The organism is Vibrio sp. 10N.239.312.C11, assembly GCF_041466065.1.
In the GTDB taxonomy this organism is placed as follows: Bacteria; Pseudomonadota; Gammaproteobacteria; order Enterobacterales; family Vibrionaceae; genus Vibrio; species Vibrio tasmaniensis_A.
Genome location: NZ_JBFSRZ010000070.1, coordinates 1 through 18,575, shown reverse-complemented (window position 1 = coordinate 18,575; position 18,575 = coordinate 1). Strand labels below are relative to the sequence as shown.

At 44.9% G+C, this 18,575-nt stretch carries 17 protein-coding genes; 12 read left to right on the top strand and 5 right to left on the bottom strand.

What is annotated here, in order from left to right; all coding sequences use genetic code 11:
* Positions 1–233: 233 nt before the first annotated feature.
* Positions 234–779 carry an oligoribonuclease gene (orn, locus tag AB6D07_RS20840; protein ID WP_012603103.1) on the bottom strand — a complete coding sequence of 182 codons (546 nt, stop codon included), beginning with the start codon at positions 777–779 and terminating at the stop codon, positions 234–236.
* 150 nt (positions 780–929) lie between these two features.
* On the opposite strand from orn, the gene rsgA reads away from it, so the two are divergent.
* The 5 genes from rsgA to AB6D07_RS20815 all read left to right on the top strand — a co-directional run bounded on the left by rsgA (position 930) and on the right by AB6D07_RS20815 (position 7,977).
* Positions 930–1,985: a small ribosomal subunit biogenesis GTPase RsgA gene (gene rsgA, locus AB6D07_RS20835; protein ID WP_012603102.1), complete on the top strand. Its 1,056-nt coding sequence runs from the start codon at positions 930–932 to the stop codon at positions 1,983–1,985.
* 125 nt (positions 1,986–2,110) lie between these two features.
* Positions 2,111–3,022, top strand: coding sequence for an archaetidylserine decarboxylase (gene asd, locus AB6D07_RS20830; protein WP_017103362.1), 912 nt, complete (start codon positions 2,111–2,113; stop codon positions 3,020–3,022).
* A gap of 319 nt (positions 3,023–3,341) precedes the next feature.
* Complete coding sequence (locus tag AB6D07_RS20825; RefSeq protein WP_029222984.1) at positions 3,342–4,757, top strand: DASS family sodium-coupled anion symporter; 1,416 nt, start codon at positions 3,342–3,344, stop codon at positions 4,755–4,757.
* Between the two features lie 291 nt (positions 4,758–5,048).
* A complete protein-coding gene (locus tag AB6D07_RS20820; protein ID WP_009847913.1) occupies positions 5,049–6,929 on the top strand; it encodes a methyl-accepting chemotaxis protein in 1,881 nt (626 codons plus the stop codon).
* Positions 6,930–7,089: 160 nt separating this feature from the next.
* Positions 7,090–7,977, top strand: coding sequence for a DMT family transporter (locus AB6D07_RS20815; protein WP_009847914.1), 888 nt, complete (start codon positions 7,090–7,092; stop codon positions 7,975–7,977).
* A 33-nt stretch (positions 7,978–8,010) separates the two neighbouring features.
* Here AB6D07_RS20815 and epmA read toward each other — a convergent pair whose 3' ends face one another.
* Complete coding sequence (gene epmA, locus AB6D07_RS20810) at positions 8,011–8,982, bottom strand: elongation factor P--(R)-beta-lysine ligase (protein WP_009847915.1); 972 nt, start codon at positions 8,980–8,982, stop codon at positions 8,011–8,013.
* Positions 8,983–9,433: 451 nt separating this feature from the next.
* Between epmA and frdA the strand changes: the two genes are divergently transcribed.
* Genes frdA through frdD form a run of 4 tightly spaced genes read left to right on the top strand, consistent with a single transcriptional unit; the run spans position 9,434 to position 12,795 of the window.
* Positions 9,434–11,257: a fumarate reductase (quinol) flavoprotein subunit gene (frdA, locus tag AB6D07_RS20805; RefSeq protein ID WP_012603097.1), complete on the top strand. Its 1,824-nt coding sequence runs from the start codon at positions 9,434–9,436 to the stop codon at positions 11,255–11,257.
* Positions 11,257–12,021, top strand: a complete 765-nt coding sequence (locus AB6D07_RS20800; protein WP_009847917.1) for a succinate dehydrogenase/fumarate reductase iron-sulfur subunit — start codon at positions 11,257–11,259, stop codon at positions 12,019–12,021. The genes frdA and AB6D07_RS20800 overlap by 1 nt, the downstream gene beginning before the upstream one ends.
* A gap of 1 nt (position 12,022) precedes the next feature.
* Positions 12,023–12,406: a fumarate reductase subunit FrdC gene (gene frdC, locus AB6D07_RS20795; RefSeq protein WP_017097244.1), complete on the top strand. Its 384-nt coding sequence runs from the start codon at positions 12,023–12,025 to the stop codon at positions 12,404–12,406.
* An 11-nt stretch (positions 12,407–12,417) separates the two neighbouring features.
* Complete coding sequence (gene frdD, locus AB6D07_RS20790; protein ID WP_009847918.1) at positions 12,418–12,795, top strand: fumarate reductase subunit FrdD; 378 nt, start codon at positions 12,418–12,420, stop codon at positions 12,793–12,795.
* Positions 12,796–13,061: 266 nt separating this feature from the next.
* On the opposite strand, the gene efp is transcribed toward frdD, so the two are convergent.
* Entirely contained in the window at positions 13,062–13,628 is a 567-nt protein-coding gene (gene efp / locus AB6D07_RS20785) for an elongation factor P (RefSeq protein WP_009847919.1), read from the bottom strand.
* Positions 13,629–13,661: 33 nt separating this feature from the next.
* Between efp and epmB the strand changes: the two genes are divergently transcribed.
* Positions 13,662–14,684 (top strand): EF-P beta-lysylation protein EpmB, encoded by a 1,023-nt coding sequence (gene epmB / locus AB6D07_RS20780; protein WP_017103366.1) that lies wholly within the window; start codon positions 13,662–13,664, stop codon positions 14,682–14,684.
* A 143-nt stretch (positions 14,685–14,827) separates the two neighbouring features.
* A complete protein-coding gene (locus tag AB6D07_RS20775) occupies positions 14,828–15,316 on the top strand; it encodes an MgtC/SapB family protein (RefSeq protein WP_009847921.1) in 489 nt (162 codons plus the stop codon).
* 127 nt (positions 15,317–15,443) lie between these two features.
* On the opposite strand, the gene AB6D07_RS20770 is transcribed toward AB6D07_RS20775, so the two are convergent.
* Together AB6D07_RS20770 and AB6D07_RS20765 are read right to left on the bottom strand one after the other, a co-directional pair.
* On the bottom strand, positions 15,444–16,877 hold the full coding sequence (locus AB6D07_RS20770; protein ID WP_081324629.1) for a sensor domain-containing diguanylate cyclase: 1,434 nt from the start codon (positions 16,875–16,877) through the stop codon (positions 15,444–15,446).
* A gap of 273 nt (positions 16,878–17,150) precedes the next feature.
* Positions 17,151–17,708: a VC2662 family protein gene (locus AB6D07_RS20765; RefSeq protein ID WP_009847923.1), complete on the bottom strand. Its 558-nt coding sequence runs from the start codon at positions 17,706–17,708 to the stop codon at positions 17,151–17,153.
* Between the two features lie 631 nt (positions 17,709–18,339).
* On the opposite strand from AB6D07_RS20765, the gene AB6D07_RS20760 reads away from it, so the two are divergent.
* The gene (locus tag AB6D07_RS20760) at positions 18,340–18,537 is read left to right on the top strand and encodes an LPD25 domain-containing protein (RefSeq protein WP_372092002.1); all 198 of its coding nucleotides are present in this window, start codon (positions 18,340–18,342) and stop codon (positions 18,535–18,537) included.
* Positions 18,538–18,575 lie beyond the last annotated feature (38 nt).

Below are 18,575 nucleotides of genomic sequence, written 5' to 3'. Positions count from 1 at the left end.
CCGATGACCTCAACCTTGGCAAGGTTGCGCTCTACCAACTGAGCTAGTATCGCAAACTGAAAACGTCTTTCGCCGTTCAGGGCTGCGAATTATAAGAGCATTTTTTTGTGATGCAAGTCCTTAATGCAAAAATCAGCAAGTTTTTACTCAACTGCTGTAAAAGCACACATATTTGCAAAAAAAATAGCTCTTATGTCCCTGAAAAGTTAGATAAACGTGAACATTTGATCTGATTAGATGTTAATAATTGTTTTTCGATAGTACTGCAGCTCAGCAATAGACTCTCGAATATCGTCTAATGCAAGGTGGCTTCCCGACTTAGAAAAACCATCTAACACTTCAGGCTTCCAACGGCGAGTCAGCTCTTTCAGGGTGCTAACATCAACATAGCGGTAGTGGAAGTACTCTTCCAGCTCTGGCATGTGCTTGTATAAGAATCGGCGATCTTGACCAATGCTGTTGCCACAAATTGGTGACTTACCTTTTGGTACCCATTTTTCCAGAAATTCAATCGTTTGTTGAATGGCATCTTGTTCTGAAACTGTACTGTCTTGAATTCGTTTCACTAGGCCACTGCCGGTGTGAGTCGTTGTGCACCACTCGTCCATCTTGTCCAATTCACTCTGAGGTTGGTGAATAGCCAAAACAGGTCCTTCAGCCAGGATATTAAGCTCACTATCAGTAACGATAGTAGCAATTTCAATGATTTTATGAGTTTCAGGATCAAGTCCTGTCATCTCGAGATCAACCCAAATAAGGTTCTGATCGCTAAAGGACATAAGGCGTCGCCTATTTGTTTATGTATAAAAGAGGTACTATACCCAAATAACTATACTCAAACTAGCTTTAGAGCCATCGAAATCATATGGCAGTAGCAACATCCTGTTTGAGTTCCCAATCATCAAGTTAGATGTGTTAAGTGAAAAATTGTGGCTAAAAAAAAGAAGTTAACCAAAGGTCAGGTACGTCGCGTACGTAGCAACCAGAACAAGCGACTCAAGAAAGAAGATTCTATCCAATGGGACGAGAACATGCTTGGCGGAACAAAAAGCGGACTCGTGATTACGCGCTTTGGTCAACATGCCGATATCGAAGATCTTGAAACCAACGAAGTTCACCGTTGTAACTTACGCCGTAGTATTGAGACTTTAGTTTCTGGTGACCGAGTAACTTGGCGCGCAGGGCTTGAGTCAATGGCTGGCATCTCAGGTGTTGTCGAAGCCGTTGAGCCAAGAACATCAATGCTAACTCGCCCTGACTACTATGACGGCCTCAAACCGGTTGCCGCAAACGTAGACCAAATGGTTATCGTTTCAGCTGTACTACCAGAGCTATCACTTAATATCATCGACCGCTACTTGATCGCCTCTGAAACGGTGAATATCGCCCCTTTAGTTGTACTCAATAAAGTTGACTTGCTGACAGAACAACAAATTAGCGAATACCGCGAAACACTGAAGATATACGAGAAAATCGGCTATAAAGTCATGTTCGTGAGTAAAGAGTCGGGGTACGGCATCAAAGAGTTGGAAGCTGAACTGAAAGATCGTATCAACATTTTCGTTGGTCAATCTGGTGTAGGTAAATCCAGCGTAGTGAATGCACTGATGCCAACATTGGACATTGAAGAAGGCGCAGTTTCTGAAAACTCAGGACTGGGTCAACACACCACCACAGCAGCGCGTTTGTATCACTTCCCTTCTGGTGGTGATCTTATCGATTCCCCTGGGGTACGTGAATTCGGCCTATGGCATTTAGAACCCGATGAAGTCACAGATGCTTTCATTGAATTCAAGCCATACCTAGGTGGCTGTAAGTTCCGCGATTGTAAACACAATGACGACCCAGGATGTCTTCTGCGTGAAGCCGTTGAAGACGGAAAAATTAGCCGCTTACGTTTTGCTAGCTACCACCGCATTATTGAAACAATGGCTGACAACAAAGATAACCGTCAGTACTCACGAAGCAAGAAAGCCGATCTCTAATCGCGTTTTTGTGAACAAATGTGTGCATTTACTGACAATTGGCGCGAACTTAAGTAACATCTCGCGCCCTAAACCGTCATCGACAGATTTAATTGAAAAACAATTAGCATCGGAAAATTAATACAATGGATAAGATTAAAGTTGGATTGCAGTACTGGATCCCACAACATGGCCTGACTCGTTTAGTTGGTAAACTGGCGTCTGCTAAAGCGGGTGGTTTAACGACAGCGATCATTAACTGGTTCATCAAGCAATACAAAGTGAACATGGATGAAGCTCTGCATAGCGATCCAAAACACTTTAAGACATTCAATGAATTCTTCGTACGTGAATTGAAAGAAGGCATGCGCCCTATCGCAGAAGGTGAGTCTGTTATTGTTCACCCTGCTGATGCACGTGTAAGTCAGTTTGGCCCAATTACTGATGGTCAACTGATTCAAGCTAAAAACCATAACTACTCAGCACGTGAGTTGCTTGGTGGTGATGCAGACCTAGCCGATGAGTTTAAAGACGGTGAATTCGCAACGCTTTACTTGTCGCCAAGTGATTATCACCGTGTGCACATGCCATGCGACGGCACACTGCGTCAGATGATCTACGTTCCCGGTGATCTTTTCTCAGTAAACCCGCTAACGGCAGAGAACGTTCCAAACCTATTCGCACGTAACGAACGTGTGGTTTGTATCTTTGATACTGAGTTTGGCCCAATGGCACAAGTGCTGGTTGGTGCAACTATCGTAGGTAGCATCGAGCAAGTATGGGCTGGCACCATCACGCCACCTCGCGGTAACTCGGTTTACAAGTGGGATTACCCAGCACAAGGTGATAAATCTATTATCTTGAAGAAAGGCGAAGAGATGGGTCGCTTCAAGCTTGGTTCAACGGTTATCAACCTGTTTGCTAAAGATGCAATCAAGTTTGACGACACTATGCAGAATGGTGAGAAAACCGTTCTAGGCACTCCTTTCGCGCACATTGCGGGTAAAGACGTTGAGACTGAAGCTGTTGATTCAGCAGAGAACACTGACCAAGCTTAACGATCTGAGTTAACTCATTTAGTTTAAAGGCGCGTTACTTTTTCTATATCAGAGAAGAACGCGCCTTTTTCTGAACTCTACCAATTCGTTTCCTACTCAAGCTCTAACAACCCAAGCTTTCAAACCTCAATCCTCCCCCCTGCCCAGCCACCTGCTGCTTCTCACTCTTGCCTCTAATTGCCCAGATGAAATATTGACCAAAAGCAAAACAACTGTCGAAACCTTAAACAACTTTTCGATTTTACAACCCGCCTCCAAGTACCAAAAATCCAGATAACTTACTCTATTTGAAGATATTTTATTCATGGGGTCTTTGTACATGCCTAAACTCAATATTGGCGTTCTGGTCAAGCTGTTGATTTGTTTTGCGATTCCCTTAGGCGTGTTATTCATGCCAATAGATTCCATACCTATCAATGACCTCACGCTGATTCAACACCGCTTGTTGGCGATATTCTTACTAGCAGCTCTACTGTGGGTGCTTGAACCCGTTCCGGTATTCGCCACGTCAATTCTGATCATTGCGCTTGAACTGGTGATGATTTCCGACAAGGGTTTACATCTATTTAGAAACCCACCAGCAGGACACGATCTCGGTGAATTAATCAAATATACCGACATCTTCGGTGCATTTTCGTCACCAATCATCATCCTTTTCATGGGTGGCTTTGCTCTTGCGATATCCGCATCCAAATACGAACTCGACAACAATTTAGCTCGCGTGCTGCTCAAACCATTTGGCACAGAACCGCGCTTTATTATGCTGGGTTTAATGCTTATCACCGCCGTGTTCTCAATGTTCATGTCAAATACCGCAACAACGGTAATGATGCTCGCATTGCTAGGTCCTATCGTAGCCTCTGCACCAAAAGGCGACATGGGGATTAAAGCGCTCGTGTTGTGTATTCCAATCGCCGCCAATACCGGTGGCATCGCAACACCCATAGGTACACCACCCAATGCGATCGCACTGCAATACCTAACTGGCGAAAACAGTATCGACTTCCTTAGTTGGATGATGATGGGCTTACCCTTTGTGATCATCCAACTGACCATCGCTTGGTTCCTCCTACAAAAACTCTTCCCTTCTAAAGAAAGAAATATGGTCCTCAAGCTTGATGGACAATTTAAAAAGAGCTGGCGAGCGATCGTGGTTTACATCACCTTCGCTGCGACAATCTTATTGTGGATGACCACCAAACTGCATGGCATGAACACTTATGTGGTCTCTATCATTCCACTGGCTGTTTTTACTCTCACTGGCATCATGGGCAAAGAAGAACTCAAGCTGATTAACTGGGATGTGTTGTGGCTGGTTGCGGGTGGTATAGCGATTGGGATTGGCTTGGATAAAACAGGCTTAGCCGCTGCACTCGCACACGCGATTGATTATGAATCGCTCTCGCCGACTGCAGTGGTACTAACGCTGTCTATCGTGTGTTGGCTAATGGCTAATTTCATGTCGAACACAGCTACCGCAAACTTGCTGATGCCGATAGCAGCTGCGATTGGCGCTTCTATGGAAAGCCTAGTAGCAATTGGAGGCTTACAAGGCTTGCTGGTTGTGGTCGCCTTCTCGGCATCGCTCGGGATGATTCTTCCAGTATCGACGCCACCAAACTCGCTGGCTTACTCAACTGGGCTTATCGAAAGCAAAGATATGGCGAAGATGGGTATCATCTTAGGGATTGTCGGCTTACTGATGGTCTACCTCGCGCTGTTTATTATCACTTAGCACGTCAATGCCTCCCTTCCGTCCAGCTAGTAATCGTGACCTCGCTAGCTGGCGGGCCACCAGATTTTAACCAATAAGATAAATCCTGATAACAATTAACACCTTAGCAGCAACCAATTGTGATTCCACTTCACTGTTTATTAAAAATAATCATATATATATTTAAATTATGATTTTCAACACGTTTCGAACTTTAAATATAACGACACTAGACACCTAGCAGAGACACATCCGTTCGCAATCCAACGCGTCGCTGTCATTAGCCTTTTATCCAAGAAGGAGGGATAAACCTTGAGACATACTATTAAGTTCAAAATTCAGATCGCTATCGCGGTTATTATTGCCGTCGTAAGTGGCGCTCAAGCTTGGATATCTGTTAATCAGCTTACTCAAGAAACTGAAGTCGCGATCAACCAACAGGTGAAAAACGTGAGTGTTGGTACGACGAACTACATTGCCGATTGGTTATCAATCCGCAGTGATATGATGCTTGCCAATGAATCGACCATTTCAAGCAATAGCAACTCTGATCGCGAGTTATTGATCACCAAGCAAGCCGGGCAATTCTTGTCTGTTTATGCAGGATTCAGTGATGGCAGTATAGCTTATGGCGACAAGGCTGAGGATTGGCCAGCAGACTACGACCCACGATCCCGCCCTTGGTATAAAGATGCAAACGCGACATCTGAACTCATCATTACCGAACCTTATCAAGATTTTGACGGCAGCATTGTCATCAGTTTCGCTAAAGCATTTAATGGTGAAAGACAGGGTGTTATCGCGGCAGACTTAACCGTAACCAGCATTATTGATACCGTACTCAATGTAAAACTCGATAATGACGGTTTTGCTTTTTTAGTCGACGGTAATAACAACATCGTCGCCTACAGTGATGAAGAGTTGAGTCAGAAACCACTGACGAATTTGAACCCTGAGCTAACGGTCGACAAAGTATCACAACTGCTCCAAAACCAAATGATCACGACGTTAACTTGGCCTGGTCAAGGCGATAAAATGGTCTACATCGCTAACGTTCCGAATACCGATTGGTCATTGGGTATTGTGATCGATAAAGAAATGGCATTTTCTGCGGTATCCGATGCCATTCAATTTATCACGCTTACCTCTTTGATTTTATACATCGTCATTTCGATTGCGAGCACAATGGTGATTAACCGCTTGCTGCACCCACTGCAAACATTGTCTGAAGCACTGACTCAGCTTGCTCAAGGCAGAGGCGACCTGACTCAGCGTATTGATATCAAGCGCATGGATGAAATTGGCAAACTTGCCGAGCTCGTAAACCAGTTCTTGAGCCAGATGCAAAGCATGCTTAAGGGCGTAATAGAGCACAGTCACGACTTAAACAACCATGCGGAAAAAGCCAATCAACTGGCTACGCAATCTTCGATTCGAGTCGAGAACCAACAAAACGACATCAACCAAATTGCGACTGCGATTCATGAAATGTCCGCCACCGCAGCTGAAGTGGCCAGCCATGCCGAATTAACCGCCTCCGCATCTCAAGCATCCGCTACCGCTTGTAACGAAGGCCAAGAGGTTATCCAACAAAACCGCGATGCGATTACAGGCCTTGCGACTCAGGTTGAAGATGCAGCCAATGTTATTCGTGAATTAGAGAGTAATGCTCAAAGCATCAACCAGATCCTATCCACCATTCAAGGCATTGCCGAACAGACCAACCTGTTGGCATTGAATGCCGCGATTGAAGCCGCTCGTGCGGGTGAACAAGGTCGTGGGTTTGCAGTTGTCGCCGATGAAGTGCGAGTGCTCAGCCAAAGAACGCATGGCTCGACGGAAGAGATCCGCGTGATGATTGATACACTGCAGAAAAATACCGAACATGCCGTTGAAAGCATGACCACCAGCACTCAGTTAGCAGAGAACAGTGTTGGCTTCGCAGAACAAGCTCATGGCAGCCTGACTAAAATCACTCAGGCAATCACTGAAATCAACGATATGGCGCTGCAAATAGCGAGTGCTGCGGAAGAGCAACGCGCGGTCAGCGAAGACATCAGCCGTAATACGCAAGGAATCAAGGATGCCTCTGATGACCTTGCACAGCAAGCTGAAAGCAGTCGCAATAGCTCAAATGAAATGAGTAGCGCTGCCGAGTCGATGCGCCAGGACGTGGAGCGCTTTAAGGTATAGTGCGACTCAAGCAAAGTAAGTGAACCACACCACCGAGCGACAGCTGACATAAACTAATAACTGAAACAAAGTAGTTCTTTCATAAGAATCACTTTGTTCTCAGTTCGGTTTGATGCATATTGATGAGCTAATTTATCCCAGACACAAGGATGTTATTCAGATGGGATTTGAATGGTTAGCTCTAGCTGCCGCTTTTCTTTGGGCTATTGCGAGCCTAATGTCAGTAAAGCCTGCCCAACACTTAGGTTCTTTCGCCTATAGCCGTTGGAGAATGGGTTGTACCGCGATCATCTTATCGAGCATGGCTTGGTTTACCGGAGGTTGGTCAACTGTCGAAGCCAATCTAATCACGCCGATGATGCTATCTGGCCTGATTGGTATATTCATTGGTGATACCGCCCTATTTGCCTGTTTGAACCGAATGGGACCGCGCCAAGCGGGTTTACTGTTCTCTTGTCACGCCGTGTTCTCGGCGATTCTTGGTTACTTCCTGTTTAGTGAAAGTATGACCTCTATTGAGCTGATTGGCTCGGCTTTGGTGTTTAGTGGTGTATTAACTGCGATATTCTTTGGTCGTCGAGGACAAGCCAACAACCAGCTTGAAACCATCAAGGGCACCGTGTGGATTGGTGTCGCACTGGGAATCACCGCAGCGATCTGCCAAGCATTGGGCGGCATCATTGCCAAACCCGTGATGCAAACCAGTATCGACCCTGTTGCCGCTTCTGCCATTCGAATGATCACCGCTTTTGTTGCTCACTCCGCATTTCGTTTAACAGGCGCCAAACTTTCACGCGCACTTAACCCAATGAATAAGCAGATATTCGCGATTACCGCGGTTAATGGTTTTCTAGCGATGGCAGTAGGAATGACGTTGATTTTGTATGCGTTGCAGGAAGGTAATGTCGGTATGGTCGCTCTGTTATCTTCAACTACACCCATCATGTTGTTACCGATACTTTGGCTTTACACCAAGCAGAGACCAAATGCCTACGCTTGGATCGGTGCCATTGTTGCCGTAGTGGGTACTGGGATTCTGGTCAGCTAGCCAAACCGTCAGTAAGACTAGCTGAATAGAGAGCTAAGAACGTGGGAAAGGAAAAGCCGTCACATCATCGATATGGTCATAACCTAACGCCAGCATGATCAGACGGTCGATACCCAAAGCAACACCCGCACAGTCTGGTAAGCCTGCTTTTAATGCCTCAATCAAGTGATGATCAATCGGTTGAGGTGATAAGCCCATCTCAATACGTTTGGCATTATCATCTTCAAAGCGCTTAAGTTGTTCTTGCGGTTTATCTAACTCGTGGAAGCCGTTTGCTAACTCAATTCCTTTGAAATACACCTCAAAGCGATCGGCGACTCGTGAATCGTTTGGATTGATCTTAGCTAACGCTGCTTGCGATGCTGGGAAGTCATACACAAACGCAGGCACCTGCTGGCCTATTTTCGCCTCGACCCCAATACTGAAAAGAAGCTGCAATAACGTATCGCGATCTTGCTCGGGGTCAGCTATGTCGCTGAGCCCTAGTTTCGCAGCTGCTTGCTTTAGCGTATCCATCGAATCTTCCAGCGGACAAACACCTAACACATCAATAAAGGCTTGTTGGTAAGTCATTCGCTCTGCTATGCCTGATTTAAGTACCTGCTGTAACAGCAGATCCATCTCATCCATCAGGTCATGATGATCAAAACCAACGCGATACCACTCCAACATAGTGAACTCAGGGTTGTGATAACGGCCATTTTCTTCATTGCGAAAAGATTTACAAATTTGGTAAATACAACCGCTTCCGGCAGCCAACAAGCGTTTCATATGAAACTCTGGGCTAGTCATAAAGAATAGTGGCTGGCCGTGCGCATAACCTGGCCCTACGAATTCAGTTTTAAAGGTATGTAAATGCACGTCCGTCACCGTGGCGTGGCTCATCGCAGGCGTATCCACTTCCATCACGTTTCGCTCAACAAAGAACTGACGAATTTGATTAAGGATATCAGCACGTTGCTTTAACTGCTTAATGGTTGCGGCCGGTTGCCATGTAGAGTGCATTATTGAGTTCCATATTGCTGAATTTTAGACGACGAAAATTACCACCTTTCATCGCTTTTGTAAGCTTCTATCTTTCTATTCTTGAAAGCGAAATGTTGTTTTAATGAAGCCAGAAAATTACGTTCTACAATACAATTATCAATACAGATTTTACATCCACATTGATAACAAAAATCATACTCAACAAGCCGTTAACACCCGTCCTGTGGGTTAATCGTTATCAACAATTCATTGCCGTGATTGCAGTCACATAACCTATAATTTCTATGCCTCCATATGCATTACCGACCTAAAAACCCAAATGCATCAATTTTTGAAATGCCTTCCTCTCTTACACTAAACCTACCACTTAAGGCTTAGGGGTGCTAAATGGTTCCTACGATTTAGAACCTCCTAAATAAGCTTTCTATAATAACAAGCGGAATACTCCGCATCACACTGGAGAATAACTGTGAAGACAATTACCACAGATATCGCAGTCATCGGCGCAGGCGGCGCTGGTCTTCGTACAGCTATCGCTGCGGCTGAAGCTAATCCTGAATTGGAAGTAGCACTGATTTCTAAAGTTTACCCAATGCGTTCGCACACGGTAGCAGCAGAAGGCGGTTCAGCAGCAGTAATTAAAGACGAAGATAGCCTAGATAACCACTTCAACGATACTGTTGGCGGTGGCGACTGGCTATGTGAACAGGATGTTGTTGAATACTTTGTTGAAAACTCGACTCGCGAAATGATCCAAATGGAACAATGGGGCTGCCCATGGAGTCGTAAAGAAAACGGTGAAGTAAACGTACGCCGATTCGGCGGTATGAAAGTAGAGAGAACGTGGTTCGCAGCGGATAAAACCGGCTTCCACATGCTTCATACTCTGTTCCAGACTTCGATGAAGTACGACACAATCAAACGATTTGATGAGTACTTTGTGGTGGATTTGATCGTTGAAGATGGCGAAGTACAAGGCCTAATCGCGATTCATATGTCTGAAGGTGAGCTTGTTACTATTAAAGCGAAATCTGTTGTATTAGCAACCGGTGGCGCAGGTCGTGTTTACCACTGCAATACTAACGGCGGCATCGTGACTGGCGACGGTATGGCAATGGCTTATCGCCACGGTGTGCCACTGCGTGATATGGAGTTCGTTCAATACCACCCAACAGGCCTACCGGGCACTGGCATCTTGATGACCGAAGGTTGTCGTGGTGAAGGCGGTATCATCGTCAACAAGAACGGCTACCGTTACCTACAAGATTACGGCATGGGCCCTGAAACTCCAGTGGGCGAGCCGAAAAACAAATACATGGAACTGGGTCCTCGTGACAAAGTTTCTCAAGCATTCTGGCACGAGCAGCAGAAAGGCAACACCATCAAGCACCCGCTTGGTGATGTCGTACACCTTGACCTTCGCCACCTTGGTGAAGAGTACCTGCAAGAGCGTCTTCCGTTTATCTGTGAGCTTGCAAAAGCGTACGTAAACGTAGACCCAGCAAAAGAGCCAATCCCAATTCGCCCAACCGTTCACTACACCATGGGTGGTATTGAAACCAACGGTACCTGTGAAACTCGCATTAAAGGGCTATTCGCTGTTGGTGAGTGTGCTTCAGTTGGCCTACATGGCGCAAACCGCCTAGGGTCTAACTCTCTTGCTGAATTCGTAGTATTCGGCCGCGTAGCCGGTGAACAAGCCGTGAAACGTGCCGCTGAATTCAAAGGCTGGAACGAAGAGTCTATTGCTAAGCAAGTGAAAGCGGTTGAAGATCGCATCGCTGGCATCTTGGCTCAAGAAGGCGATGAGAACTGGGCTGATATCCGTACTGAAATGGGTCACACCATGGAAGCGGGTTGTGGTATCTACCGTCAAGAAGACTTGATGCAAGAAACCATCGACAAAATCACTGAACTGAAAGCTCGCTACAAGAAGATCAGCATTAAAGACAAAGGCAAAGTGTTCAACACTGACCTACTTTACGCTATCGAAGTGGGTTACGGCCTTGAAGTTGCCGAAGCGATGGTTCACTCAGCGATCCTTCGTAAAGAGTCTCGCGGAGCACACCAACGTCTAGACGACAACTGCACAGAACGTGATGACGTGAACTTCCTTAAACATTCTCTATCTTTCTACAACGAAGATGCAGCACCAACTATCGACTACAGCGGCGTTAAGATTACTAAATCTCAACCTAAAGCTCGTCTATACGGTGAAGCAGCCGAGAAAGCCGCTGCTGCTGAAAAAGCGGCAGAAGAGAATGCGAAGAAGAGCGAAGAGGAGCAAGCATAATGTCAGCGAATCGAATCCAAAAAATTGAAATTCTGCGTTATGACCCTGAGCACGATGCAGAACCTCACTTTCAAACCTTTGAAGTTCCATTTGATGAAACCATGTCGGTACTTGATGCGATTGGTTACATCAAAGATAACCTAGATAAAGACCTGTCTTACCGTTGGTCTTGTCGTATGGCGATTTGTGGTTCTTGCGGCATCATGGTTGATGGCGTGCCAAAACTGGCATGTAAGAGCTTCTTACGTGACTACCCGAACGGCTTCAAGATCGAGCCTTTAGCTAACTTCCCAATCGAGAAAGATTTGATTGTCGACATGACGCCGTTTATCGAGCGCCTGGAAGCAATCAAACCTTACATCATTGGTAACGACCGTAAGCCAGAAGACGGCACTAACATCCAAACTCCAGAGCAAATGGCGAAGTACAAACAGTTCGCTGGCTGCATCAACTGTGGTTTGTGTTACGCAGCGTGTCCTCAGTTTGGTCTAAATCCTGAGTTCATCGGCCCTGCGGCACTTGCTCTTGCTCACCGCTACAACCTAGATAGCCGTGACAATGGTAAAGCTGAGCGCATGAAGCTTATCAATGGCGACAACGGTGCTTGGGGCTGTACGTTTGTAGGTTACTGTTCTGACGTTTGTCCGAAGAAAGTAGATCCAGCAGCGGCAGTTAACCAAGGCAAAGTTGAGTCTTCAATGGACTTCGTTATCTCGATGTTCAAGCCTGATGGATCGCAAGTAAAAACAGCAGAGGAGGCATAATATGAGCAATCGTAAGCCTTATGTTCGTGAGATGAAGAGAACATGGTGGAGCAACCATCCGTTCTACCGCTTCTACATGCTACGTGAAGCGACTGTACTGCCTTTGATTCTATTCACTCTGTTCCTAACCTTCGGTTTGGGTTCGCTAGTGAAAGGCCCTGAAGCGTGGGAAGGTTGGTTGAGCTTTATGGCTAACCCTATCGTTGTTGGTATCAACATCGTGGCACTGCTTGGCAGCTTACTGCACGCTCAGACCTTCTTCAGCATGATGCCTCAAGTAATGCCAATCCGTCTTAAAGGCAAATTGGTAGATAAAAGAATCATCGTACTGACCCAGTGGGCAGCGGTGGCATTTATTTCTTTAATCGTTCTGATGGTGGTGTAAGGAGCTTCGTTATGAACACAAATTACAATGTTAACCACAATCCGAAACGCTCTGATGAACCAATCTGGTGGGGCCTATTCGGCGCTGGCGGTACTTGGTTCGCGATGATTACACCAATCACGATTCTAGTGCTGGGTATCTTGGTGCCAATGGGCATAATCGATGCGGATGCAATGAGCTACGAGCGTGTCTCTGAGTTTGCCACCAGCATTATCGGTGCGCTATTCATCATCGGTACGCTAGCACTGCCAATGTGGCACGCAATGCACCGTCTTCACCACGGCATGCACGACCTTAAGTTCCACGTTGGCGTTGCAGGTAAAGTGGGTTGCTACTTCGTTGCAGGCCTAATAAGCGCGCTATCTGTTATCTTCATCTTTATGATTTAAGAGCAGATACGGGATTCGAGTAAACGAGTATCGAAGAGCTTAAGAGCAAAAAATAGAAAGCAGAGCTAGGTTATCTAGCTCTGCTTTTTTATTGTTTGCGAATATCACACATCTAGCTCACTCACTCTTGCTCTTCCTGCTTTTCGTATCTCGCATCTCGTTTACGCGCATCTGCCTTTTCTCAAACGCCAGATACAAAAAAGGCCGCTCATAAGCGACCTTTTCTATTTCACTGAGCCATCCTAAACAAGATGGGCACAATCAAATTATTTTACACGACCAACGTATTCGCCAGTACGAGTATCAACTTTAACAACTTCACCGATAGCGATGAATAGAGGAACACGAACTACCGCGCCTGTTGCTAGAGTTGCAGGTTTACCACCCGTACCCTGTGTATCGCCTTTAAGGCCAGGATCAGTTTCAGTTACTTCGATCTCAACAAAGTTTGGCGGAGTAACAGTGATAGGGTTATCATTCCACAACGTTAGAGTACAAACGTCATTTTCAACTAACCATTTTGCTGAATCAGCGACTGCTTTTACGTCTGCTGCGATTTGCTCAAATGTTTCGTTGTTCATGAAGTGGTAGAATTCGCCATCGTTGTATAGGTAGCCTAGTTCAACGTCAACAACATCTGCAAGCTCGAAGCTTTCGCCTGACTTGAATGTTTTCTCTAACACTTTGCCTGACAGCAGTTTACGAAGTTTTACACGGTTAAACGCTTGGCCTTTACCTGGCTTAACGTATTCATTGTCGATAATTGCGCAAGGCTCGTTATCTAACATGAATTTTAAACCGCCTTTGAATTCATTGGTGCTTACTGACGCCATGATTTTCTCTTCCACATCTTTGAGTTAATTTCAATGCCGCATATCATAACCCGAAAAGTCGAATCTGTTGAGCAAAACTGGCTCAAACAACTATCGAATGCGATCTCTGACCCGACAAAACTGCTTGAAGCATTGGAAATAGACCCAACACCGTGGCAAAAAGGATTCGCAGCACGTGAGCTGTTTTCACTTCGAGTTCCTCTTAGCTTTGTTGAGCGAATGGAAAAAGGCAATCCACACGACCCTTTGCTAAGACAAGTTTTACCGCTAAGTGAAGAGTTTGATGTGCACCAAGGCTATTCTGCTGATCCACTGGAAGAACAAGACAACGCGATTCCGGGACTACTACACAAATACAAAAGCCGCGCGCTAATGATCGTGAAAGGTGGCTGCGCGATTAACTGCCGTTACTGCTTTCGCCGTCATTTCCCTTATCAAGATAACAAAGGATCTAAGTCTGTTTGGCAAACTAGCCTCGATTATGTGGCTCAACATCCGGAGATCAACGAGGTGATCTTATCTGGGGGCGACCCTCTGATGGCAAAGGACAGCGAACTAGATTGGCTGATCAATGCCATCGAACAAATTCCACATGTGAAAACCGTTCGAATTCACAGCCGATTACCTATCGTGATTCCGGCGCGAGTGACTGACGAACTATGCCAATTGTTAGCTCAAACTCGCCTCAACGTAGTGATGGTCAGCCATATCAACCACGCCAATGAAATCAACTTAGAGCTCAAGCAAGCCTTCCATAAGCTGAAGCAAAGTGGGGTAACTCTGCTCAACCAAGGCGTGATGCTAAAAGGCGTAAATAACAGCGCTAATTCATTGAAAAAATTAAGTGAAAAGCTATTCGACGCCGGTATTTTACCTTACTACATGCATGTACTTGATAAAGTTCAGGGCGCTGCTCATTTCTATATCTCCGATGAAGAAGCGAAACATCACTTTAAGGGATTAATCTCTGAGGTTTCTGGCTATCTAGTACCTAAGTTAACCCGTGAAATTGGCGGACGCAGCAGCAAGACGCCACTCGATCTGCATATTGAATAGCGAGCGAGCTTCAAAAAGCGACTAAGCTTATCTGTAACGACAACACGTTGCTAAATGCACCTTCACGACAAAAATTTTTTGTTCGATCGTCCGGTCTATTATTAGCATACTCGGCTCTATTCTAAATTCTTAGGAGGGGTGATATGTCACAATTTATAGAACAAGCTCTCAACCTTGCCCCCTTTAGCTGGGCAGGCCTCGCAGCATGCATGTTGTGTGGTTCTCTAATCGGAATCGAAAGGCAAACACGCGGTAAACCCGTCGGAATACGGACATCGATCCTTATCATTAGCGGTACTTACTTCTTCCTCACCATGGCGATTAGCCTATCCCCCAACACACTCGATCAAGCTCGTGTACTTGGTCAGATAATTACGGGGGTTGGATTCCTTGGTGCTGGGGTAATGATGACATTAGATGGAAAGATTCATGGTGTCACGTCAGCGGCGATTATCTGGGTACTCGCTGCATTAGGTATGATGATCGCACTTGGCCACCTTTCGCAGTCGGTTATTATCACGCTAATGGCGCTAGTGATTCTGCTTGGGGTAGACAAGGTAGAAAACAGCTTCCAGAGCTTACGCCGTGGTGTTCATCAGAAGTGGATGAGAAAAGTCCGCGTGAAGAAGTAACACCTCGTCGGCAGACATTTGGCCTTAGCTGCATTTTATCCTTAGCTACTGTTTCATCTTAAGGGTCTTTTTCCTTAGATAAAAAAGAGCCTAGCAAACGACTAGGCTCTAAACTGCAGTTCACAGATTAATGTACGTGAATAGACACTTGATTCTTGCCTGCGGCCTTCGCCTTATAAAGCTGCTCATCTGATGAACGAATACTCTGGTTTTCCCACAAGTGTCCAATGCTGTCGAACTTGTACAGAGAGTAAAGCGTCGCTCCCCCTGAGACTGATATATTAATCTTGTCACCGGTCGCGCATCGATAACTTTGTAAACTAATGTCATTTTGAATTCGTTCAAAGATCGATGAAAGTAATTCGGATGATTCGCCCGTAATCGCGACAACAAACTCTTCACCACCAAACCTCGCCACGATATCTTTCTGCCTAACGCTGTTGAGCATTAACTGAGCAACATGGCAAATCACCTCATCTCCTACCTTATGACCATACTGATCATTCACCACTTTGAAATCATCGATATCAAATACGCCAACACCAATAATTGGCTCCTCATTTTGGTTCAGCAACCGAGCTTCAAAACCACGCCGATTATATAAACCAGTCAATGGGTCGAGCATCGCTAAATTCTTCAATCGCTTGTGCTCTTGCTTGGTATAAAACCGCCACAACCATAGTGCTGAGATAAAGTACAAAGCTAACAAAATCAGTAATTGAACCCGCTCCAGTTCCAGCAAATGTAAGAAGTGCTCACTCTTTCCTTCTTCAATAGTCAGGTATAACTCAGTATTGACTCCATCGACATACAAAGGCCGTGAATAGGTAAAGTCCAACAGTCCATATTTGTTTACTCCTCTTGCGCTCGTCACCTTGTATCCATGAACGGGATTCGAGACGAGATTAGAGACGTAACCATCAACACCGAGTACTCCTTTAAACTCACCATCAACATAGATACCTTTGGTTAAGGTCACTACCTTCTTCCCTGTTAGGTAGTCATCGTATTGGCCGGTATACACCACTTGATCTTGCCCCTGAGCTAAGCCAAAACGAATCGTATTCACCCAATAAGGGCGACTATTGACGACTGAATCAAAGGTGTCACCTTTAATGTAACGGGCGAAATCGGAAGGCGACGATATAATAAATTTATCTTTGGAGATAAAGTAAATCGCAGAGATGGTATCAATGGTATTCGCAAAGTAAGCCATGGTGGGTGCGATAAACATGCGCCTACCTGCTTCTAAATGAAGCTCCGACTTTAGATCGCACATCTCACTTGGGCCAGAGAACATAAAATCAAATCGAGGGGCAGCTTGCTCTTCACTAATGAAGTAACACGTATCACCTTCGACCTTTTGCTCATGTGAGAATACGTAGGTATCCCCATGCAGCGGATAAAGTGCGGTAATATTATATTCAAGCGCATTAATAATCTGTGTAAGCTCCGCAAAAGAGCGTGTCACGCCTTGGTTTTCAATTCCATACTGCTTTTCTGACTCTTCCGCTGAATCAACAAGTAACAAGCTAAAAACCACTAAAAAGCTGGCGGTCAGACTTAAGAAAGCCTTTTTAAAATCGACGGTATGGGGATTAATCAAAGCATATAAGTCATCGTTGAAAATTTAGCGCACATTGTACCCACAAGTGAGAACATCGCAACAAGAGTATAAAACGACATGCTTACAGTAACGTTTAAAGAGTGAGATAGCAGATGTAAAATAACGCCTAAACATAGAAGTAAAGGCGTTGATAGGTTCAATCATGGATAGCTTTAAGCCTTGGTAAGAACGTCGCTCACCAATATTGAAACCAGCGCGGCTACCGTCTTACTTAGCGAAATTCACAATTGGGAAGCACGGGAAAAAACCATTGTCAGCACAGTTGATCAGGCCAATCTGTACACCTTCAATTTTATTGGTTTTGTTAAAGATACCAACCTGAACCGTCGATACTTCTGAAAGGTTCGCAGCACCAACATCCACCATAGTGTTCCCTTCAGAATAGTTTACGAAACTCACGTTCGCGCCTTTTACATCATTAGTAATGTTAACTGCACCTAGGTTAACACCTGTTGTTTTACCTGTGTTCCAGTTAAAGAAACCTAGTGAAGCACCTGTCATTTCTTGGTTTACTTTTGATGCACCAAAAATACCAAGGTTCACACCTGTCGTGGTTTGTGTCTCAGACATACCAACAACCGCAAGGTCGACACCTTTGAGGTCATTGACTTGTCCGTGAAGCAGAGCCAGACGTACACCACCAACCGCATCTGAATCCGGAGCGTTGAAACCATTGATCGTTGAGAACATGACAGGCGAAGAAGCAAATGCTGCAGGTGCCATTACCGCTGCAGATACAGCAAGTACTGAAAGTAATTTTTTCATTGGGGAGTCTCCACTGACTTATTGTTGACTTGATTAATCTATATTAAATCAAGTATTTATTGTCCTTCATTCAACAGCTATCCATGTTAAATCAATGTCATAACTGTACCATTGAATATAAGACCCTAAATCATAAAGAGCAATATTGAGCAGAGGATATCATGAGAGGCAAGAGTAAACATCGGCAGTCAGGTTTCTATAACTAGACGATAAAGATTCCCTATCACGCTCGTGCCTCGCTGTCGGGAGTGACGATTTCAAAGCATAAAAAAACGGAGACCGAAGTCTCCGTTTTCAATTTCACTATGAATAGCGAGGGATGATTACATCATGCCGCCCTTTTGATTGTAACTAACTGATATTAATATACATAATAGATAGACAACCAAAAGAAACCCCGCATTATACCCTAGATGGCAATATTACTAGCTTAACTAGGACTCGCTTAAGACTAAATATACGATTAAAGAATGAAGCTGACTTCATGTTAAGTATGTTTCTATTTTAACATAGATTTTCTGACCGACATCAATAGATAATAATTATCACTCTCACTTAAGCCAATCAAAACAATTTCACACCTATATCACTCTAGGGAATATCCAATCTAATTTATTCAAAGGAGAATAAAATGGAATCCCTAGTAAATAACATTACCCCTGTATTTGTAGAAGTGACGGCTTCTGAGTCCCGTTCGTTTCAAAAAGAGCACCAATACCCTTTTGCTGAGTTTGAAGCTCTTGCCTTGTCTGTCGCATTGACCAATCCAGTAGGTGGTTACGATAAGACTTATGTACGTGTTCATTTCTCTATGTCAGCGCCGATGTAAAAATGACCCACTAACGTCGATTTAAAATTGACCCACCT